The 13,778-nt window shown below is 54.9% G+C and carries 10 protein-coding genes; 6 read left to right on the top strand and 4 right to left on the bottom strand.

From position 1 onward, the window contains the following. Nucleotides 1-61: 61 nt before the first annotated feature. Both ACFX4O_RS08285 and ACFX4O_RS08280 read right to left on the bottom strand, forming a co-directional pair. Entirely contained in the window at nucleotides 62-415 is a 354-nt protein-coding gene (locus ACFX4O_RS08285) for a DsrE/DsrF/TusD sulfur relay family protein (RefSeq protein WP_131409332.1), read from the bottom strand. A gap of 80 nt (nucleotides 416-495) precedes the next feature. Beyond that, entirely contained in the window at nucleotides 496-1,044 is a 549-nt protein-coding gene (locus ACFX4O_RS08280; protein ID WP_380208009.1) for a YbhB/YbcL family Raf kinase inhibitor-like protein, read from the bottom strand. Nucleotides 1,045-1,162: 118 nt separating this feature from the next. Between ACFX4O_RS08280 and ACFX4O_RS08275 the strand changes: the two genes are divergently transcribed. Beyond that, entirely contained in the window at nucleotides 1,163-2,560 is a 1,398-nt protein-coding gene (locus tag ACFX4O_RS08275; RefSeq protein WP_380208008.1) for a YchO/YchP family invasin, read from the top strand. Between the two features lie 4 nt (nucleotides 2,561-2,564). Here the strand turns inward: ACFX4O_RS08275 and narL are convergent, their stop codons facing one another. Together narL and narX are read right to left on the bottom strand one after the other, a co-directional pair. Further along, complete coding sequence (narL, locus tag ACFX4O_RS08270) at nucleotides 2,565-3,215, bottom strand: two-component system response regulator NarL (RefSeq protein WP_016495820.1); 651 nt, start codon at nucleotides 3,213-3,215, stop codon at nucleotides 2,565-2,567. After that, a complete protein-coding gene (gene narX, locus ACFX4O_RS08265) occupies nucleotides 3,208-5,010 on the bottom strand; it encodes a nitrate/nitrite two-component system sensor histidine kinase NarX (RefSeq protein ID WP_380208007.1) in 1,803 nt (600 codons plus the stop codon). Before narX ends, narL begins: the two co-directional genes overlap by 8 nt. Nucleotides 5,011-5,318: 308 nt before the next feature. Here narX and ACFX4O_RS08260 point away from each other — a divergent pair, with 308 nt between their 5' ends. The 5 genes from ACFX4O_RS08260 (at nucleotide 5,319) to narI (ending at nucleotide 13,765) form a co-directional block, all read left to right on the top strand. Then, nucleotides 5,319-6,710 carry a NarK family nitrate/nitrite MFS transporter gene (locus tag ACFX4O_RS08260; protein ID WP_380208006.1) on the top strand — a complete coding sequence of 464 codons (1,392 nt, stop codon included), beginning with the start codon at nucleotides 5,319-5,321 and terminating at the stop codon, nucleotides 6,708-6,710. Between the two features lie 395 nt (nucleotides 6,711-7,105). Beyond that, nucleotides 7,106-10,849, top strand: a complete 3,744-nt coding sequence (locus tag ACFX4O_RS08255; RefSeq protein WP_380208005.1) for a nitrate reductase subunit alpha — start codon at nucleotides 7,106-7,108, stop codon at nucleotides 10,847-10,849. Continuing rightward, nucleotides 10,846-12,381 carry a nitrate reductase subunit beta gene (narH, locus tag ACFX4O_RS08250; protein ID WP_131409347.1) on the top strand — a complete coding sequence of 512 codons (1,536 nt, stop codon included), beginning with the start codon at nucleotides 10,846-10,848 and terminating at the stop codon, nucleotides 12,379-12,381. The genes ACFX4O_RS08255 and narH overlap by 4 nt, the downstream gene beginning before the upstream one ends. After that, complete coding sequence (gene narJ, locus ACFX4O_RS08245; RefSeq protein WP_380208004.1) at nucleotides 12,378-13,088, top strand: nitrate reductase molybdenum cofactor assembly chaperone; 711 nt, start codon at nucleotides 12,378-12,380, stop codon at nucleotides 13,086-13,088. Before narH ends, narJ begins: the two co-directional genes overlap by 4 nt. Beyond that, nucleotides 13,088-13,765, top strand: a complete 678-nt coding sequence (gene narI, locus ACFX4O_RS08240) for a respiratory nitrate reductase subunit gamma (RefSeq protein ID WP_380208003.1) — start codon at nucleotides 13,088-13,090, stop codon at nucleotides 13,763-13,765. The genes narJ and narI overlap by 1 nt, the downstream gene beginning before the upstream one ends. The last annotated feature ends 13 nt before the right edge of the window (nucleotides 13,766-13,778 follow it).

The following is a 13,778-nucleotide window of genomic DNA, read 5'->3' as shown; positions in this document are numbered from 1 at the left end:
GCAGGCAAACTTGATGACATAACGCCATCCATAAGAAAATAATATTGAACTTGCCGCAATATTAAAACGTTAGTACTTTATCGGCCGCCAGCGTCCACTGTGCCAGTTCTACCAGTGTGCCAATTTCCACACCGTCCACCAGCGGCAATGCGGTGATGCCACGCCCGTCGGTGCAGGTTTTACACAGTTTCACCGGCACGTTTTGCGCCGTCAGAATTTCCAGCATCTGCTGGATGTTGTAGCCCTCGGCAGGTTTTTGCCCGCGCAACCCGGCGGTTACCGCGTCGGACATCAAAAACAGCCGCAGTTCGATGTCGCTATTCTGCTCACGCAGCGCGATAGCCAGCCGTAAGCTATTAAACAGTGACTCGCTACCGTATGCCGCGCCATTGGCGATAATCACGATCTTTTGCATCTTCACTCCTTCGATAAATAGTACATGTGGCGCCTATGCTACTGCGCTCTCGCGGTGGGCGAAAGGCAATGGCGCAACAATTACTGACCAAAGCGACCGATAAGACCGGTGGCGGCAAGCGTGTGACCTTTCAGTTTTGCGAATAATTCTTCGCGCGTAAGTCCTTCCGGGAGCGTTGGTTTTAGCGAGGTCGCGATAAGAGTGAAGGTGTAATGATGCGCGCCGCTACCTGGCGGAGGGCAAGGGCCATGCCAGCGCAGATTGCCCGGCGTATTCTTTCCGCCCGTATATCCTTTGCCGTCACGCAGATCATTTTGTGCAAAGCCGGTACTGGAAGGGGAAATGTTATAAGCCACAAGGTGCGTCACACCGAGCCCGGTCGCGCCTTCGGGATCGTGAACGACAAGGGCAAAGCTCTGCGTTTGCGTTGGCGGATTGTTCCACACTAGCGACGGCGAAAAATTTTCGCCGGTACAGTTCGGGTTATTGCTGGCGTTACCGGCGAATTTTTTCTCCATCAAGGCGTTATCAGCAAATGCGGGGGATTGCAGGGTAAATAACTCGCTGGCGCTGGTCTGCGAGGCATAAAACAGGATCGTACTACACAAAAGTTTATGCTTAGTGTTCATGTTAACTCTCCGGTACGGGGTGCATTAACTGTAGTTGTAGCGAAGCGCAAGGATAAGGTTTTTCCTGGTATTTTGTCTGCGGCTGTAAAGCCCTGGCAAAACCGTTAAACTTAACGCTATGAATTATCCCCTCCTTACACTTCTGATGCTGTCACTGATAAGCGGCGTCGCCAGTGCCCGGCAGAATAGCTTCGTACAGCAAGCGGAAAACCCCTTCGATAATGACGGCGACGGTCTGCCGGATCTGGGCATGGCTGCGGAAAATGGCGCGCAGGAAAAACATTTCGCCGAAATGGCAAAAGCGTTCGGCGAAGCCAGTATGAACGATAACGGTTTGACCACTGGCGAGCAGGCACGGCAGTTTGCATTCGGGCAATTGCGCGATGTCGTCAGCGGCGAAGTGAATCAGCAAGTGGAATCCTGGCTTTCGCCGTGGGGCAGCGCCAGCATAGATTTCAAAGTGGATAATGAGGGCGGATTCATCGGCAGCCACGGCGACTGGTTTGTCCCGCTGCAGGATAATCATCGCTATCTCAGCTGGAGCCAGCTTGGTCTGACGCAGCAGGATGCAGGTCTTGTGGGGAATGTTGGCGTTGGTCAGCGCTGGATCGCCGGAGACTGGCTGCTGGGCTATAACACCTTTTACGATAAGCTGCTTGATGACAATAGTGGACGCGCTGGGCTGGGAGCCGAGGCCTGGGGCGAGTATTTACGCTTTTCGGCAAACTACTACCAGCCGGTAAACAGCTGGGAGTACCAAACCGCCACGCTGCAACAGCGCATGGCGCGGGGCTACGATGTCACGGCGCAGGCACGATTACCGTTTTATCAGCAGCTCAACACTAGCGTCAGCGTTGAGCAATATTTCGGTAACAGTGTCGATCTGTTTGATACGGGGACGGGTTATCACAACCCGGTGGCGGTAAAACTGGGGGTGAATTACACGCCGGTTCCGCTGGTGACGCTGACCGCTGAACATCGGCAGGGAGAAAGCGGGGTTAGCCAGAACGATTTAGGCCTGAAAGTGAATTATCGCTTTGGTGTACCTCTGTGGAAGCAACTCTCTGCCAGCGAAGTGGCAGACAGCCGTTCGCTACGGGGTAGCCGCTACGACAGCCCGACGCGCAATAATGCGCCGATTTTCGAACATCGCCAGCGTAAAACACTGTCGGTATTTCTCGCCACGCCGCCGTGGGATTTGCAGCCGGGTGAGACGGTGGCGCTGAAACTGCAAATTAACAGCACGCACGGTGTGCGTTCGATAACCTGGCAGGGCGACACCCAGGCGTTAAGCCTCACGCCGCCGGCCAATGGGCGCAGCAGCGATGGCTGGACACTGATTATGCCACGCTGGGATAGCGCAGAAGGTGCCACCAACCGCTGGACGCTGTCGGCACTGGTGGAAGACGATAAAGGGCAGCGCGTTGAGTCGAACACTATCGAACTGAAGCTGACGGAGCCGGTGATCCCGCCAGCTGAAAACAGTAACACGGGCTGGACACTGCCAGACCCGTAACGTGTTAGAAAATACGTTCCTGATGCACCCAAACAGCAGCTTCGACGCGGGATTTCAGTTTCATTTTCTTCAGCATGTGTTTGACGTGAACTTTAACCGTGCTTTCAGTGATGTCCAGGCGGCGGGCAATCATCTTATTTGGCAATCCCTGGGCAATGAGCTTGAGAATGTCGCGTTCGCGCGGCGTAAGTTGCGTGATATCGCGATCGGTGGTGGCACGGTTGGCGCGCAGGCTGGCAGCCAGCACCGGGGTGAGCGCTTCGCTGAGCACCATTTCGCCCGCAGCAGCTTGTTGCAGCGCTTTCAGCAGATCTTCTGGTTCCATATCTTTCAGTAGATAGCCATCTGCGCCGCGTTTTAATGCGGTGACCACGTCTTCTTCATGGTTGGAAACGCTAAAGACGACAACGCGACCAGACAGGGTTTTTTCCCGCAGTTTATCCAGCGTTTCCAGCCCGTTCATGCCTGGCATGTTGAGATCCAGCAAAATCAAATCCGGGTCCAGCGATTCCGCCAGTTCAATGCCTTGTTCGCCGTTGCTGGCTTCGCCGACCACGGTGATGTCGGGAGCCATGCTGATTAACTGCTTCACGCCGGTTCGCAGCATTGGATGGTCGTCGATCAGGAGGATGGTGGCCGGATCCTGATTACTCATGGGTATCTCCTTGCATGGATGAGAGAAACGTCTCTGGTATAAACGTCACGACGACCTCGGTGCCGCCGAATACTCCGGGGCGAACCTGGCAATCGCCGCGCAGGCTTTGCGCGCGGTCACGCATAATTATCAATCCATAATGGTTAGTCCTTTCAGCATTGACCGGGATGCCGCAACCATTGTCGGTGATGCGCAATATTACCCGGTTTTCCTGCTGTTGCACTGCGACGCTGACCGCGGTTGCGCCGGAGTGTTTTAATGCATTGCTCAGTGCCTCGCGGGCTATCTGTAATAGATGAATGGCCTGATGCGCCGGAACCAGCCGGGGCGGTAGCTGATAATCAAGACGCACCTGGAAACCGAAACGCGCACTGTACTCCAGGCAACTGGACTCCAGCGCCGGGCGCAGCCCCGGTTCGGTTAATTGCAAACGAAACGTGGTCAGCAACTCGCGTAACTGCGCCCATGAGGTATTCAGCTCGTTGCGGATCTGCCCAAGCAATTGCTGGCTGTTTTCCGGCAGCGCATCACCCTGCATTTGCAGGCAACTCACCTGCATCTTCATGCAGGAGAGGGATTGGGCGATAGAGTCGTGTAATTCGCGGGCAATGGTGGCGCGCTCTTCCATTACCATCAACTGCTGCTGTCTGTCCTGATGGCGATCCAGCGCCAGCGTCGCGGTGAGTTGTTCCACCAACGTGTCGACCAGTTGCTGCTGGTCATGATTTAAATGGCGACCCGGGGGCAGTGTTGCTAACAGCAAACCATATTGCATATGGGCATCGGCGAGCCGCCATTTCAGCGTGGTGCCAAACCCGCTGGATTCAGTGAGAATTCCGTTGCGCGGGCATAAATGGCAGCCTTTGTCATCGCAACTGGCATCCGACTGGCAGGTAAAATCCTGATGATTTTCCTCATCTTCCAGGTCGTAAACCCGCAGCTCAATATCGTGTAGCAGGGTTAAATTCTGCAAGCCGTTCAACACTGGCGAGAGACGCTCGCACATCGGGATGCGCGAATGCAGTCGGTGGTTAGCCTGCCATAAAAACGACAGAATCTGGTTTTTTTGCTCAAGCCCGGCGGTTTTTTCTTGTACGCGGCGTTCCAGTATCGCGTAACTCTCGCCCAACTCGGCAGACATGTTATTTAACGCCTCGCCAAGCGTTGCCATCTCGTTACGCCCGCTGATGCGCGCGCGCTGGGTAAAGTCGCGCTGGCTGACCGCACGCGCCATGCTTAACAATTGTTGCCACGGACGGAGTAGACGCGCCCGTAACCAAACCACGGCAAACAGCAATAACAGGCCCATCACTATCGCCATTATCCGGTGCATCACCACCACTTGTTCAATGCGGTGTTCGGTGCTGCGGTCAAACGAGGTCACCAGACGGTCGATTCGTCCAACGAAAATCGCAATGATTTCCGCCGCTTGCGGCGGTTGTTGCGCATTCTTTATCGCCGGAACGACCTCGCTGTGCCAGTAATTTTGCAACGCGGCGAGCTGCGCTTGCTGGCCGTCGCGCTGTGCCGCCTGCGCCAGTTCAGGGCTGAATGCGGTGTACTCCATTTCATCGAGTAAATATTGCTCATCTTCATGCAGCGGAATGGCGGACAACAGGCGGTAGCTCTGCATTCGCAGTGAACCGGCTTTGTTGATCGCATGTGCGCTGCCCTGAACGCCCTGTACCAGCCAGCCAGAGATAGCCATGCCCGTCACGCCAATGGCGGTCGACAGCAACATCAACAACGCCAGTTGGTTAACCAACGAGATCGGTGAAAAAAGGCGTTTTAGCATACGTGATTAAGGCTCCTCGGCCGCGTCTGGTGCGGATGGCGCTATTGTCAGCCATCGTCTGGGGTATACCCATACCTCTAAAGGGTTACTCCTTTATTGCCAGCGAGCCGACATGAGTGGGAACAATCTGAGTAGAGAAGGTCAGAACCGTGAAAAACCACACCTTTTTTGCCAGTAAACGCTACTCATAAATGAGCATGGTGATTTTTCGCTCGCTAAATGGGCTGCTTTTCCTTTGATTTATATCAACTTAACTACCGCTATAAAAACTAAGGTGGCAGGCATCAAACCGTTCAGCAGAGGTGTATATGCAGCACTCATCCATCCCGGAAAAAAGTTCGTCAGCGCGGGTTATTACCGACTGGCGTCCTGAAGATCCGGCATTCTGGCAACAGCAGGGCGCGAAGATTGCGAGCCGTAACTTGTGGATCTCCGTGCCTTGTCTTCTTCTGGCTTTCTGCGTCTGGATGCTTTTTAGCGCAGTCGCCGTCAATCTCCCGAAAGTGGGTTTTCAGTTTACCACCGACCAGCTCTTTATGCTGACAGCGCTACCATCCGTTTCCGGCGCACTGTTACGCGTACCGTACTCTTTTATGGTGCCGGTGTTTGGCGGTCGTCGCTGGACAGCTTTCAGCACCGGGATCTTAATTATTCCGTGTGTGTGGCTGGGTTTTGCTGTGCAGGATCTGAGTACGCCGTTTAGCACGTTTATCATTATCTCGCTGCTGTGCGGTTTCGCCGGTGCGAACTTTGCCTCAAGTATGGCGAACATCAGTTTCTTCTTTCCAAAACAGAAGCAGGGTGGCGCGCTCGGCATCAACGGTGGATTTGGCAACCTCGGCGTGAGTGTGATGCAATTGATCGCGCCGCTGGCGGTCTCTTTTTCCATTTTTGCCGCCTTTGGCGGTACCGGTGCCGCGCAGCCGGACGGTTCGTTGTTATACCTCGAAAATGCCGCGTGGATATGGGTGCCGTTACTGGCGGTGTTTACCCTGGCTGCCTGGTTCGGTATGAATGAACTGGCGACCTCTAAAGCCTCGCTCAGCGCACAACTCCCGGTGCTCAAACGTTCGCACTTGTGGATCATGAGCTTCCTTTATCTGGCAACGTTCGGTTCGTTTATCGGCTTTTCTGCCGGTTTTGCGATGCTGTCGAAAACCCAGTTCCCGGATGTGCAGATTCTGCATTTTGCCTTCTTCGGCCCGTTGGTGGGCGCGCTGGCGCGTTCCGCTGGCGGTGCGATTTCTGACCGTCTGGGAGGGACTCGCGTAACGCTGGTGAACTTCGTGGTGATGGCCATTTTCAGCGCTTTACTGTTCCTGACCCTGCCATCGGGCGGCACCGGTGGCAATTTCACCGCGTTCTTCTGCGTCTTCCTGGTGCTGTTCCTGACGGCTGGGCTGGGCAGTGGTTCGACATTCCAGATGATTTCGGTGATTTTCCGCAAAAAGACCATGGAACGCGTTCAACAAAGAGGCGGTTCTGAAGGTGAAGCCATGCGCGAAGCTGCCACCGAAACAGCCGCGGCGCTGGGTTTTATCTCGGCCATTGGCGCGATTGGCGGTTTCTTTATTCCGAAAGCATTCGGCACTTCACTGGCGTTAACCGGCTCGCCGGCAGGCGCAATGAAAGTGTTCCTCGTGTTCTATATCGCCTGCGTGGTCATCACCTGGGCGATATACGGGCGTAAAAAACAATAACACTCAGTAAATGTTGATTATCCTTGCGCGGTGAAAGCCGCGCTTTTTTTATGCTGTAATTAGTTACAACATGCTAATGAATCTTTCAGCGCCGTGCTGCGGAAACCTCTGTGATAGACATCACTTTGCAGGTTCATCTACCCCTTAATACCCCGGAACGCGGAATTATCTGCTTGTACCGCTGCGAGTTTATATAAAACCATTATTTATCAATGGATTAAAAAATAGAAATCCCTAACTCTTTATGGGTACTCCGTCGAATGAGCCCCGAAACGAAGCTGTAGCAGCTTGATCATCATCAATTCTCTTTGTCTTTGTGAGGGTTAACGTCGCCGCAATTGCAGCAATGTCGATTTACCAAGAGAGCCTGACAGGCTCCAACAGGAGAACCCCCGATGAGTAAATTCCTGGACCGGTTTCGCTACTTCAAACAGAAAGGCGAAACCTTTGCCGATGGGCACGGCCAGCTCTTAAACACCAACCGGGACTGGGAGGATGGATACCGTAACCGCTGGCAGCACGACAAAATCGTGCGTTCTACCCATGGCGTAAACTGCACGGGCTCGTGCAGCTGGCAGATCTTCGTGAAGAACGGTCTGGTTACCTGGGAAACCCAGCAGACTGACTATCCACGCACCCGTCCGGATATGCCGAATCATGAACCGCGCGGCTGCCCGCGTGGTGCCAGCTACTCCTGGTACCTCTATAGTGCTAACCGCCTGAAATACCCCCTGATGCGTAAACGCCTGATCAAACTGTGGCGTGAAGCGAAAGCTCAGCACAACGATCCGGTTAATGCCTGGGCTTCCATCATTGAAGATGCGGATAAAGCGAAAAGCTTTAAACAGGCGCGTGGCCGCGGTGGTTTCGTACGTTCCTCCTGGCAGGAAGTGAACGAGCTGATTGCGGCATCTAACGTTTATACCGTGAAAACTTACGGTCCGGACCGTGTCGCGGGCTTCTCGCCGATCCCGGCAATGTCGATGGTTTCTTATGCTTCTGGCGCGCGTTATCTCTCGTTGCTGGGCGGCACCTGCCTGAGTTTTTACGACTGGTACTGCGACTTACCGCCAGCCTCTCCGCAAACCTGGGGCGAGCAGACCGACGTGCCGGAATCTGCCGACTGGTACAACTCGAGCTACATTATCGCCTGGGGCTCTAACGTTCCGCAGACCCGTACGCCGGACGCCCACTTCTTTACCGAAGTGCGCTACAAAGGCACCAAAACTGTTGCGGTAACGCCGGACTACGCCGAAATCGCTAAGCTGTGTGATTTGTGGCTGGCACCGAAGCAGGGTACCGATGCGGCAATGGCGATGGCGATGGGCCACGTTATGCTGCGCGAATTCCACCTCGACAAACCGAGCCAGTACTTCACCGATTATGTTCGTCGTTATACCGACATGCCGATGCTGGTGATGCTCGAAGAACGTGACGGTTACTATGCGGCAGGCCGCATGCTACGCGCCGCCGATCTGGTGGATGCGCTGGGTCAGGAAAATAATCCGGAGTGGAAAACTGTTGCCCTGGATAACGAAGGCAACCTGACCGCACCGAACGGCTCCATCGGTTTCCGCTGGGGTGAAAAAGGCAAGTGGAACCTTGAGCAGCGTAATGGCAGCAACGGCGCTGACGTTGAGCTGGATCTGAGCCTGTTGGGCAAACACGATGATATCGCGCAGGTCGGCTTCCCGTACTTTGGTGGTGACAATACTGAACATTTCGCGGGTGTAAAACTCGATAACATCTTGATGCACAAACTGCCGGTTAAACGCCTGCAACTGGCTGATGGCAGCACTGCGCTGGTCACCACGGTTTACGACCTCACGATGGCAAACTACGGCCTGGATCGCGGTCTGGGTGATGAAAACTGCGCAACCCGTTACGACGAAATCAAAGCCTACACACCAGCTTGGGCGGAGAAAGTCACCGGGGTTTCGCAGTCGCAAATTATCCGCATCGCCCGCGAATTCGCCGATAACGCCGATAAAACGCATGGCCGTTCGATGGTTATCATCGGCGCCGGGATGAATCACTGGTATCACCTCGATATGAACTACCGTGGGATCATCAATATGCTGGTCTTCTGCGGTTGCGTGGGACAGAGCGGCGGCGGTTGGGCACACTACGTTGGCCAGGAAAAACTGCGTCCGCAAACCGGCTGGCAGCCGCTGGCATTTGCCCTCGACTGGCAGCGTCCTGCGCGTCACATGAACAGCACTTCCTACTTCTATAACCACTCCAGCCAGTGGCGTTACGAGACGGTAACCGCACAGGAATTCCTGTCGCCGTTAGCGGATAAATCCCGTTATACCGGCCATCTGATTGACTTTAACGTGCGCGCTGAGCGTATGGGCTGGCTGCCGTCCGCGCCGCAACTGGGCACCAACCCGCTGCGTATCGCCGCTGAAGCGGAAAAAGCGGGCATGAGCGCGGTCGATTACACTGTTAAATCGCTGAAAGACGGTTCACTGCGTTTCGCGGCGGAGCAGCCGGAAAACGGCAAAAACCACCCGCGTAACCTGTTTATCTGGCGATCCAACCTGCTGGGTTCTTCCGGTAAGGGCCACGAGTTTATGCTCAAGTACCTGCTGGGCACCGAACACGGTATTCAGGGTAAAGATCTGGGCAAACAGGGCGGTGTGAAACCGGAAGAAGTGGAGTGGCATGACAACGGCCTCGACGGCAAACTGGATCTGGTGGTTACTCTTGATTTCCGTCTGTCCAGCACCTGTCTCTACTCGGATATCGTGCTGCCAACCGCGACCTGGTACGAAAAAGACGACATGAATACCTCGGATATGCATCCGTTTATTCATCCGCTTTCTGCTGCCGTCGACCCGGCGTGGGAATCCAAAAGCGACTGGGAAATTTATAAAGGCATCGCCAAATCCTTCTCCGCGCTGTGCGTTGGGCATTTAGGCAAAGAGACCGATGTTGTGACGCTGCCGATTCAGCATGACTCCGCCGCTGAACTTGCGCAGCCGCTGGGTGTGAAAGACTGGAAGAAAGGCGAGTGTGACCTGATCCCAGGCAAAACCGCGCCGCACATTATTCCGGTGGAACGCGACTACCCGGCAACCTACGAACGCTTTACCTCTATCGGCCCGCTGATGGAAAAAATCGGCAACGGTGGTAAAGGCATCGCCTGGAATACCCAGAGCGAAATGGATCTGCTGCGTAAGCTGAACTACACCAAAGCGGATGGCCCGGCGAAAGGGCAACCGATGCTCAATACCGCCATTGACGCGGCGGAAATGATCCTCACGCTGGCACCGGAAACCAACGGCCATGTGGCGGTTAAAGCCTGGGCAGCGCTAAGTGAATTCACCGGCCGCGACCATACGCATCTGGCAACGAATAAAGAGGAAGAGAAAATCCGCTTCCGCGATATTCAGGCTCAGCCGCGCAAAATTATCTCCAGCCCGACCTGGTCAGGCCTGGAAGATGAGCACGTTTCCTACAACGCAGGTTACACCAACGTGCATGAGCTGATTCCGTGGCGCACGCTCTCCGGTCGCCAGCAGTTGTATCAGGATCATCAGTGGATGCGTGACTTCGGTGAAAGCCTGCTGGTTTACCGTCCGCCGATTGACACCCATTCGGTAAAAGCAGTGATGGGCGCGAAATCCAACGGCAACCCGGAAAAAGCGTTGAACTTCCTGACGCCGCACCAGAAATGGGGCATCCACTCAACGTACAGCGACAACTTATTGATGCTGACGCTGGGGCGCGGTGGTCCGGTGGTGTGGATGAGCGATAAAGACGCCAAAGAGATCGGCATTGAAGATAACGACTGGATTGAAGTCTTTAACGCCAACGGTGCGTTGACGGCTCGTGCGGTCGTCAGCCAGCGTGTACCGGCCGGTATGACCATGATGTACCACGCGCAGGAACGTATTGTGAACCTGCCGGGCTCAGAAATTACCGGGCAGCGTGGCGGGATCCACAACTCCGTTACCCGTATTACCCCGAAACCGACCCATATGATCGGCGGCTACGCCCAGCTGGCTTATGGCTTTAACTACTACGGCACGGTGGGTTCAAACCGCGATGAGTTCGTGGTGGTGCGTAAGATGAAGAACATTAACTGGTTGGATGGCGAAGGCAATGACCAGGTACAGGAGAGCGCAAAATGAAAATTCGTTCACAAGTCGGCATGGTGCTGAATCTCGATAAGTGCATCGGCTGTCATACCTGTTCAGTAACCTGCAAAAACGTCTGGACCAGCCGTGAAGGTATGGAGTACGCGTGGTTCAACAACGTGGAAACCAAACCGGGCACCGGCTTCCCGACCGACTGGGAAAACCAGGAAAAATGGAAGGGCGGTTGGATCCGCAAAATCAACGGCAAACTGCAACCGCGGATGGGTAACCGTCCGATGCTGCTGGGTAAAATTTTCTCTAACCCGCACATGCCGGAAATTGATGATTACTACGAGCCGTTTGATTTTGACTACCAAAACCTGCATAACGCGCCGGAAAGCAAACATCAGCCGATTGCCCGTCCACGCTCGCTGATCACTGGCCAGCGGATGGACAAAATCACGGCTGGCCCGAACTGGGAAGATGATTTAGGCGGTGAGTTCGACAAGCTGAGCCGCGATCAGAACTTCGAGAACATGCAGAAGGCGATGTACGGCCAGTTTGAAAACACCTTCATGATGTATCTGCCGCGCCTGTGCGAGCACTGCCTGAACCCGGCTTGTGTCGCGACCTGCCCGAGCGGTGCTATCTACAAACGTGAAGAAGACGGCATTGTGCTGATTGATCAGGATAAATGCCGCGGCTGGCGTATGTGCGTGACCGGCTGCCCGTACAAAAAAATCTACTTCAACTGGAAGAGCGGTAAGTCTGAGAAGTGCATTTTCTGTTACCCGCGTATCGAAGCAGGAATGCCGACGGTGTGCTCGGAAACGTGTGTAGGCCGTATTCGTTATCTCGGTGTTCTGCTGTATGACGCAGATGCGATTGAAAATGCTGCCAGCACGGAGAACGAAAAAGATCTCTACCAGCGTCAACTGGATGTGTTCCTTGATCCAAATGACCCGGCGGTGATCGCCCAGGCGCTGGAAGATGGCGTGCCGCAAAGCGTGATTGATGCGGCGCAGAAATCGCCGGTCTACAAAATGGCGATGGACTGGAAGCTGGCGCTGCCGCTGCATCCGGAATACCGCACATTACCAATGGTTTGGTACGTACCGCCTCTGTCACCGATTCAGTCTGCCGCTGATGCAGGTGAGCTGGGCAGCAACGGTATTCTGCCGGATGTGGAAAGCCTGCGTATTCCGGTGCAATACCTGGCGAACCTGCTGACCGCAGGCGATACCGGTCCGGTTCTGCTGGCGCTGAAACGTATGTTAGCAATGCGCCACTTCAAACGTGCGGAAACCGTTGATGGTGTTGAAGATACCCGCGCGCTGGAAGAAGTCGGCCTGTCAACTGCCCAGGCGCAGGAGATGTACCGTTACCTTGCGATTGCTAACTACGAAGATCGTTTCGTGGTGCCGTCGAGTCACCGCGAGCTGGCGCGTGAAGCCTTCCCGGAGAAAAACGGTTGTGGCTTTAGCTTCGGCGATGGTTGCCACGGTTCGGACACCAAATTCAACTTGTTCAACAGCCGTCGCATTGACGCGGTGGATGTGACTGTGAAAACGGAGCCGCACCCATGATTGAACTGGTGGTTATTTCTCGTTTGCTCGAGTACCCGGATGCTGCCTTATGGCAGCACCAGCAGGAAGTTTTCGATGCGCTGGCGTCGGGAGAAAACCTGGCAAAAGCTGACGCCCAGCACGTTGGCGTCTTCCTGCGTGATCTCACTTCTCAGGATCTGCTGGACGCGCAAGCGAACTACAGCGAATTGTTTGATCGTGGTCGCGCAACCTCGCTGCTGCTGTTCGAACACGTCCACGGTGAATCCCGCGATCGCGGGCAGGCGATGGTCGATCTGCTGGCGCAATATGAGCGCCACGGCTTGCAACTGGATAGCCGTGAATTACCGGATCATTTGCCGCTCTATCTGGAGTATCTGGCGCAACTGCCCTTTGCTGAGGCTATCGGCGGTTTGCAGGATATCGCCCCGATCCTCGCACTGTTAAACGCGCGTTTAGCGCAGCGCGAAAGCCACTATGCAACGCTGTTCGATGCGCTGTTATCGCTGGCGAACACCCAAGTGGATAACGCGCAGGTCGCTGAAAAAATTGCCGGTGAAGCCCGCGATGATACGCCGCAGGCGCTGGATGCCGTGTGGGAAGAAGAGCAGGTCAAATTCTTCGCCGAACAGGGCTGCGGTGATTCCGACATCACTGCGCACCAGCGTCGTTTTGCGGGGGCCGTTGCGCCGCAATATCTGAATATCACAACAGGAGGAGAGCGCTAATGCACTTCCTTAATATGTTCTTCTTTGACATCTATCCGTATATTGCCGGGGCAGTTTTCCTGCTCGGCAGTTGGCTGCGCTACGACTATGGTCAGTACAGCTGGCGGGCGGGCTCCAGCCAGATGCTGGATCGTAAAGGGATGACGCTGGCTTCGAACCTGTTCCATATCGGTATCTTAGGGATCTTTGCCGGTCACTTCCTCGGTATGTTAACGCCGCACTGGATGTATGAATCCTTCCTGCCGATTGAAGTGAAACAGAAGATGGCAATGATTGGCGGCGGTGCCAGCGGGGTTTTGTGCCTGGTCGGTGGTTTGCTGCTGTTGAAACGCCGCTTGTTCAACCCGCGTATTCGCGCGACTTCAACCGTGGCGGATATCCTGATTATGTCGCTGCTGATGGTGCAGTGTGCGCTGGGGCTGCTGACTATTCCGTTCTCTGCGCAGCATATGGATGGCAGCGAGATGATGAAGCTGGTTGGCTGGGCACAGTCGGTTGTGACGTTCCATGTTGGCGCTTCCGCGCATCTTGAGGGCGTAGCCTTTATTTACCGCGTACATCTGGTGTTGGGCATGACGCTGTTTGTGTTGTTCCCGTTCTCCCGCCTGGTGCATATCTGGAGCGCGCCGGTGGAGTACCTGACACGCAAATACCAGATTGTTCGCGCCCGTCGCTAATCAGCAAAAACCC

The sequence above is a fragment of the Kosakonia sp. YIM B13571 genome (assembly GCF_042788095.1).
GTDB classification, from domain to species: domain Bacteria; phylum Pseudomonadota; class Gammaproteobacteria; order Enterobacterales; family Enterobacteriaceae; genus Kosakonia; species Kosakonia quasisacchari.
Note: the sequence above shows the minus strand (reverse complement) of the source record. Positions and strands in the feature narration are given on the sequence as shown.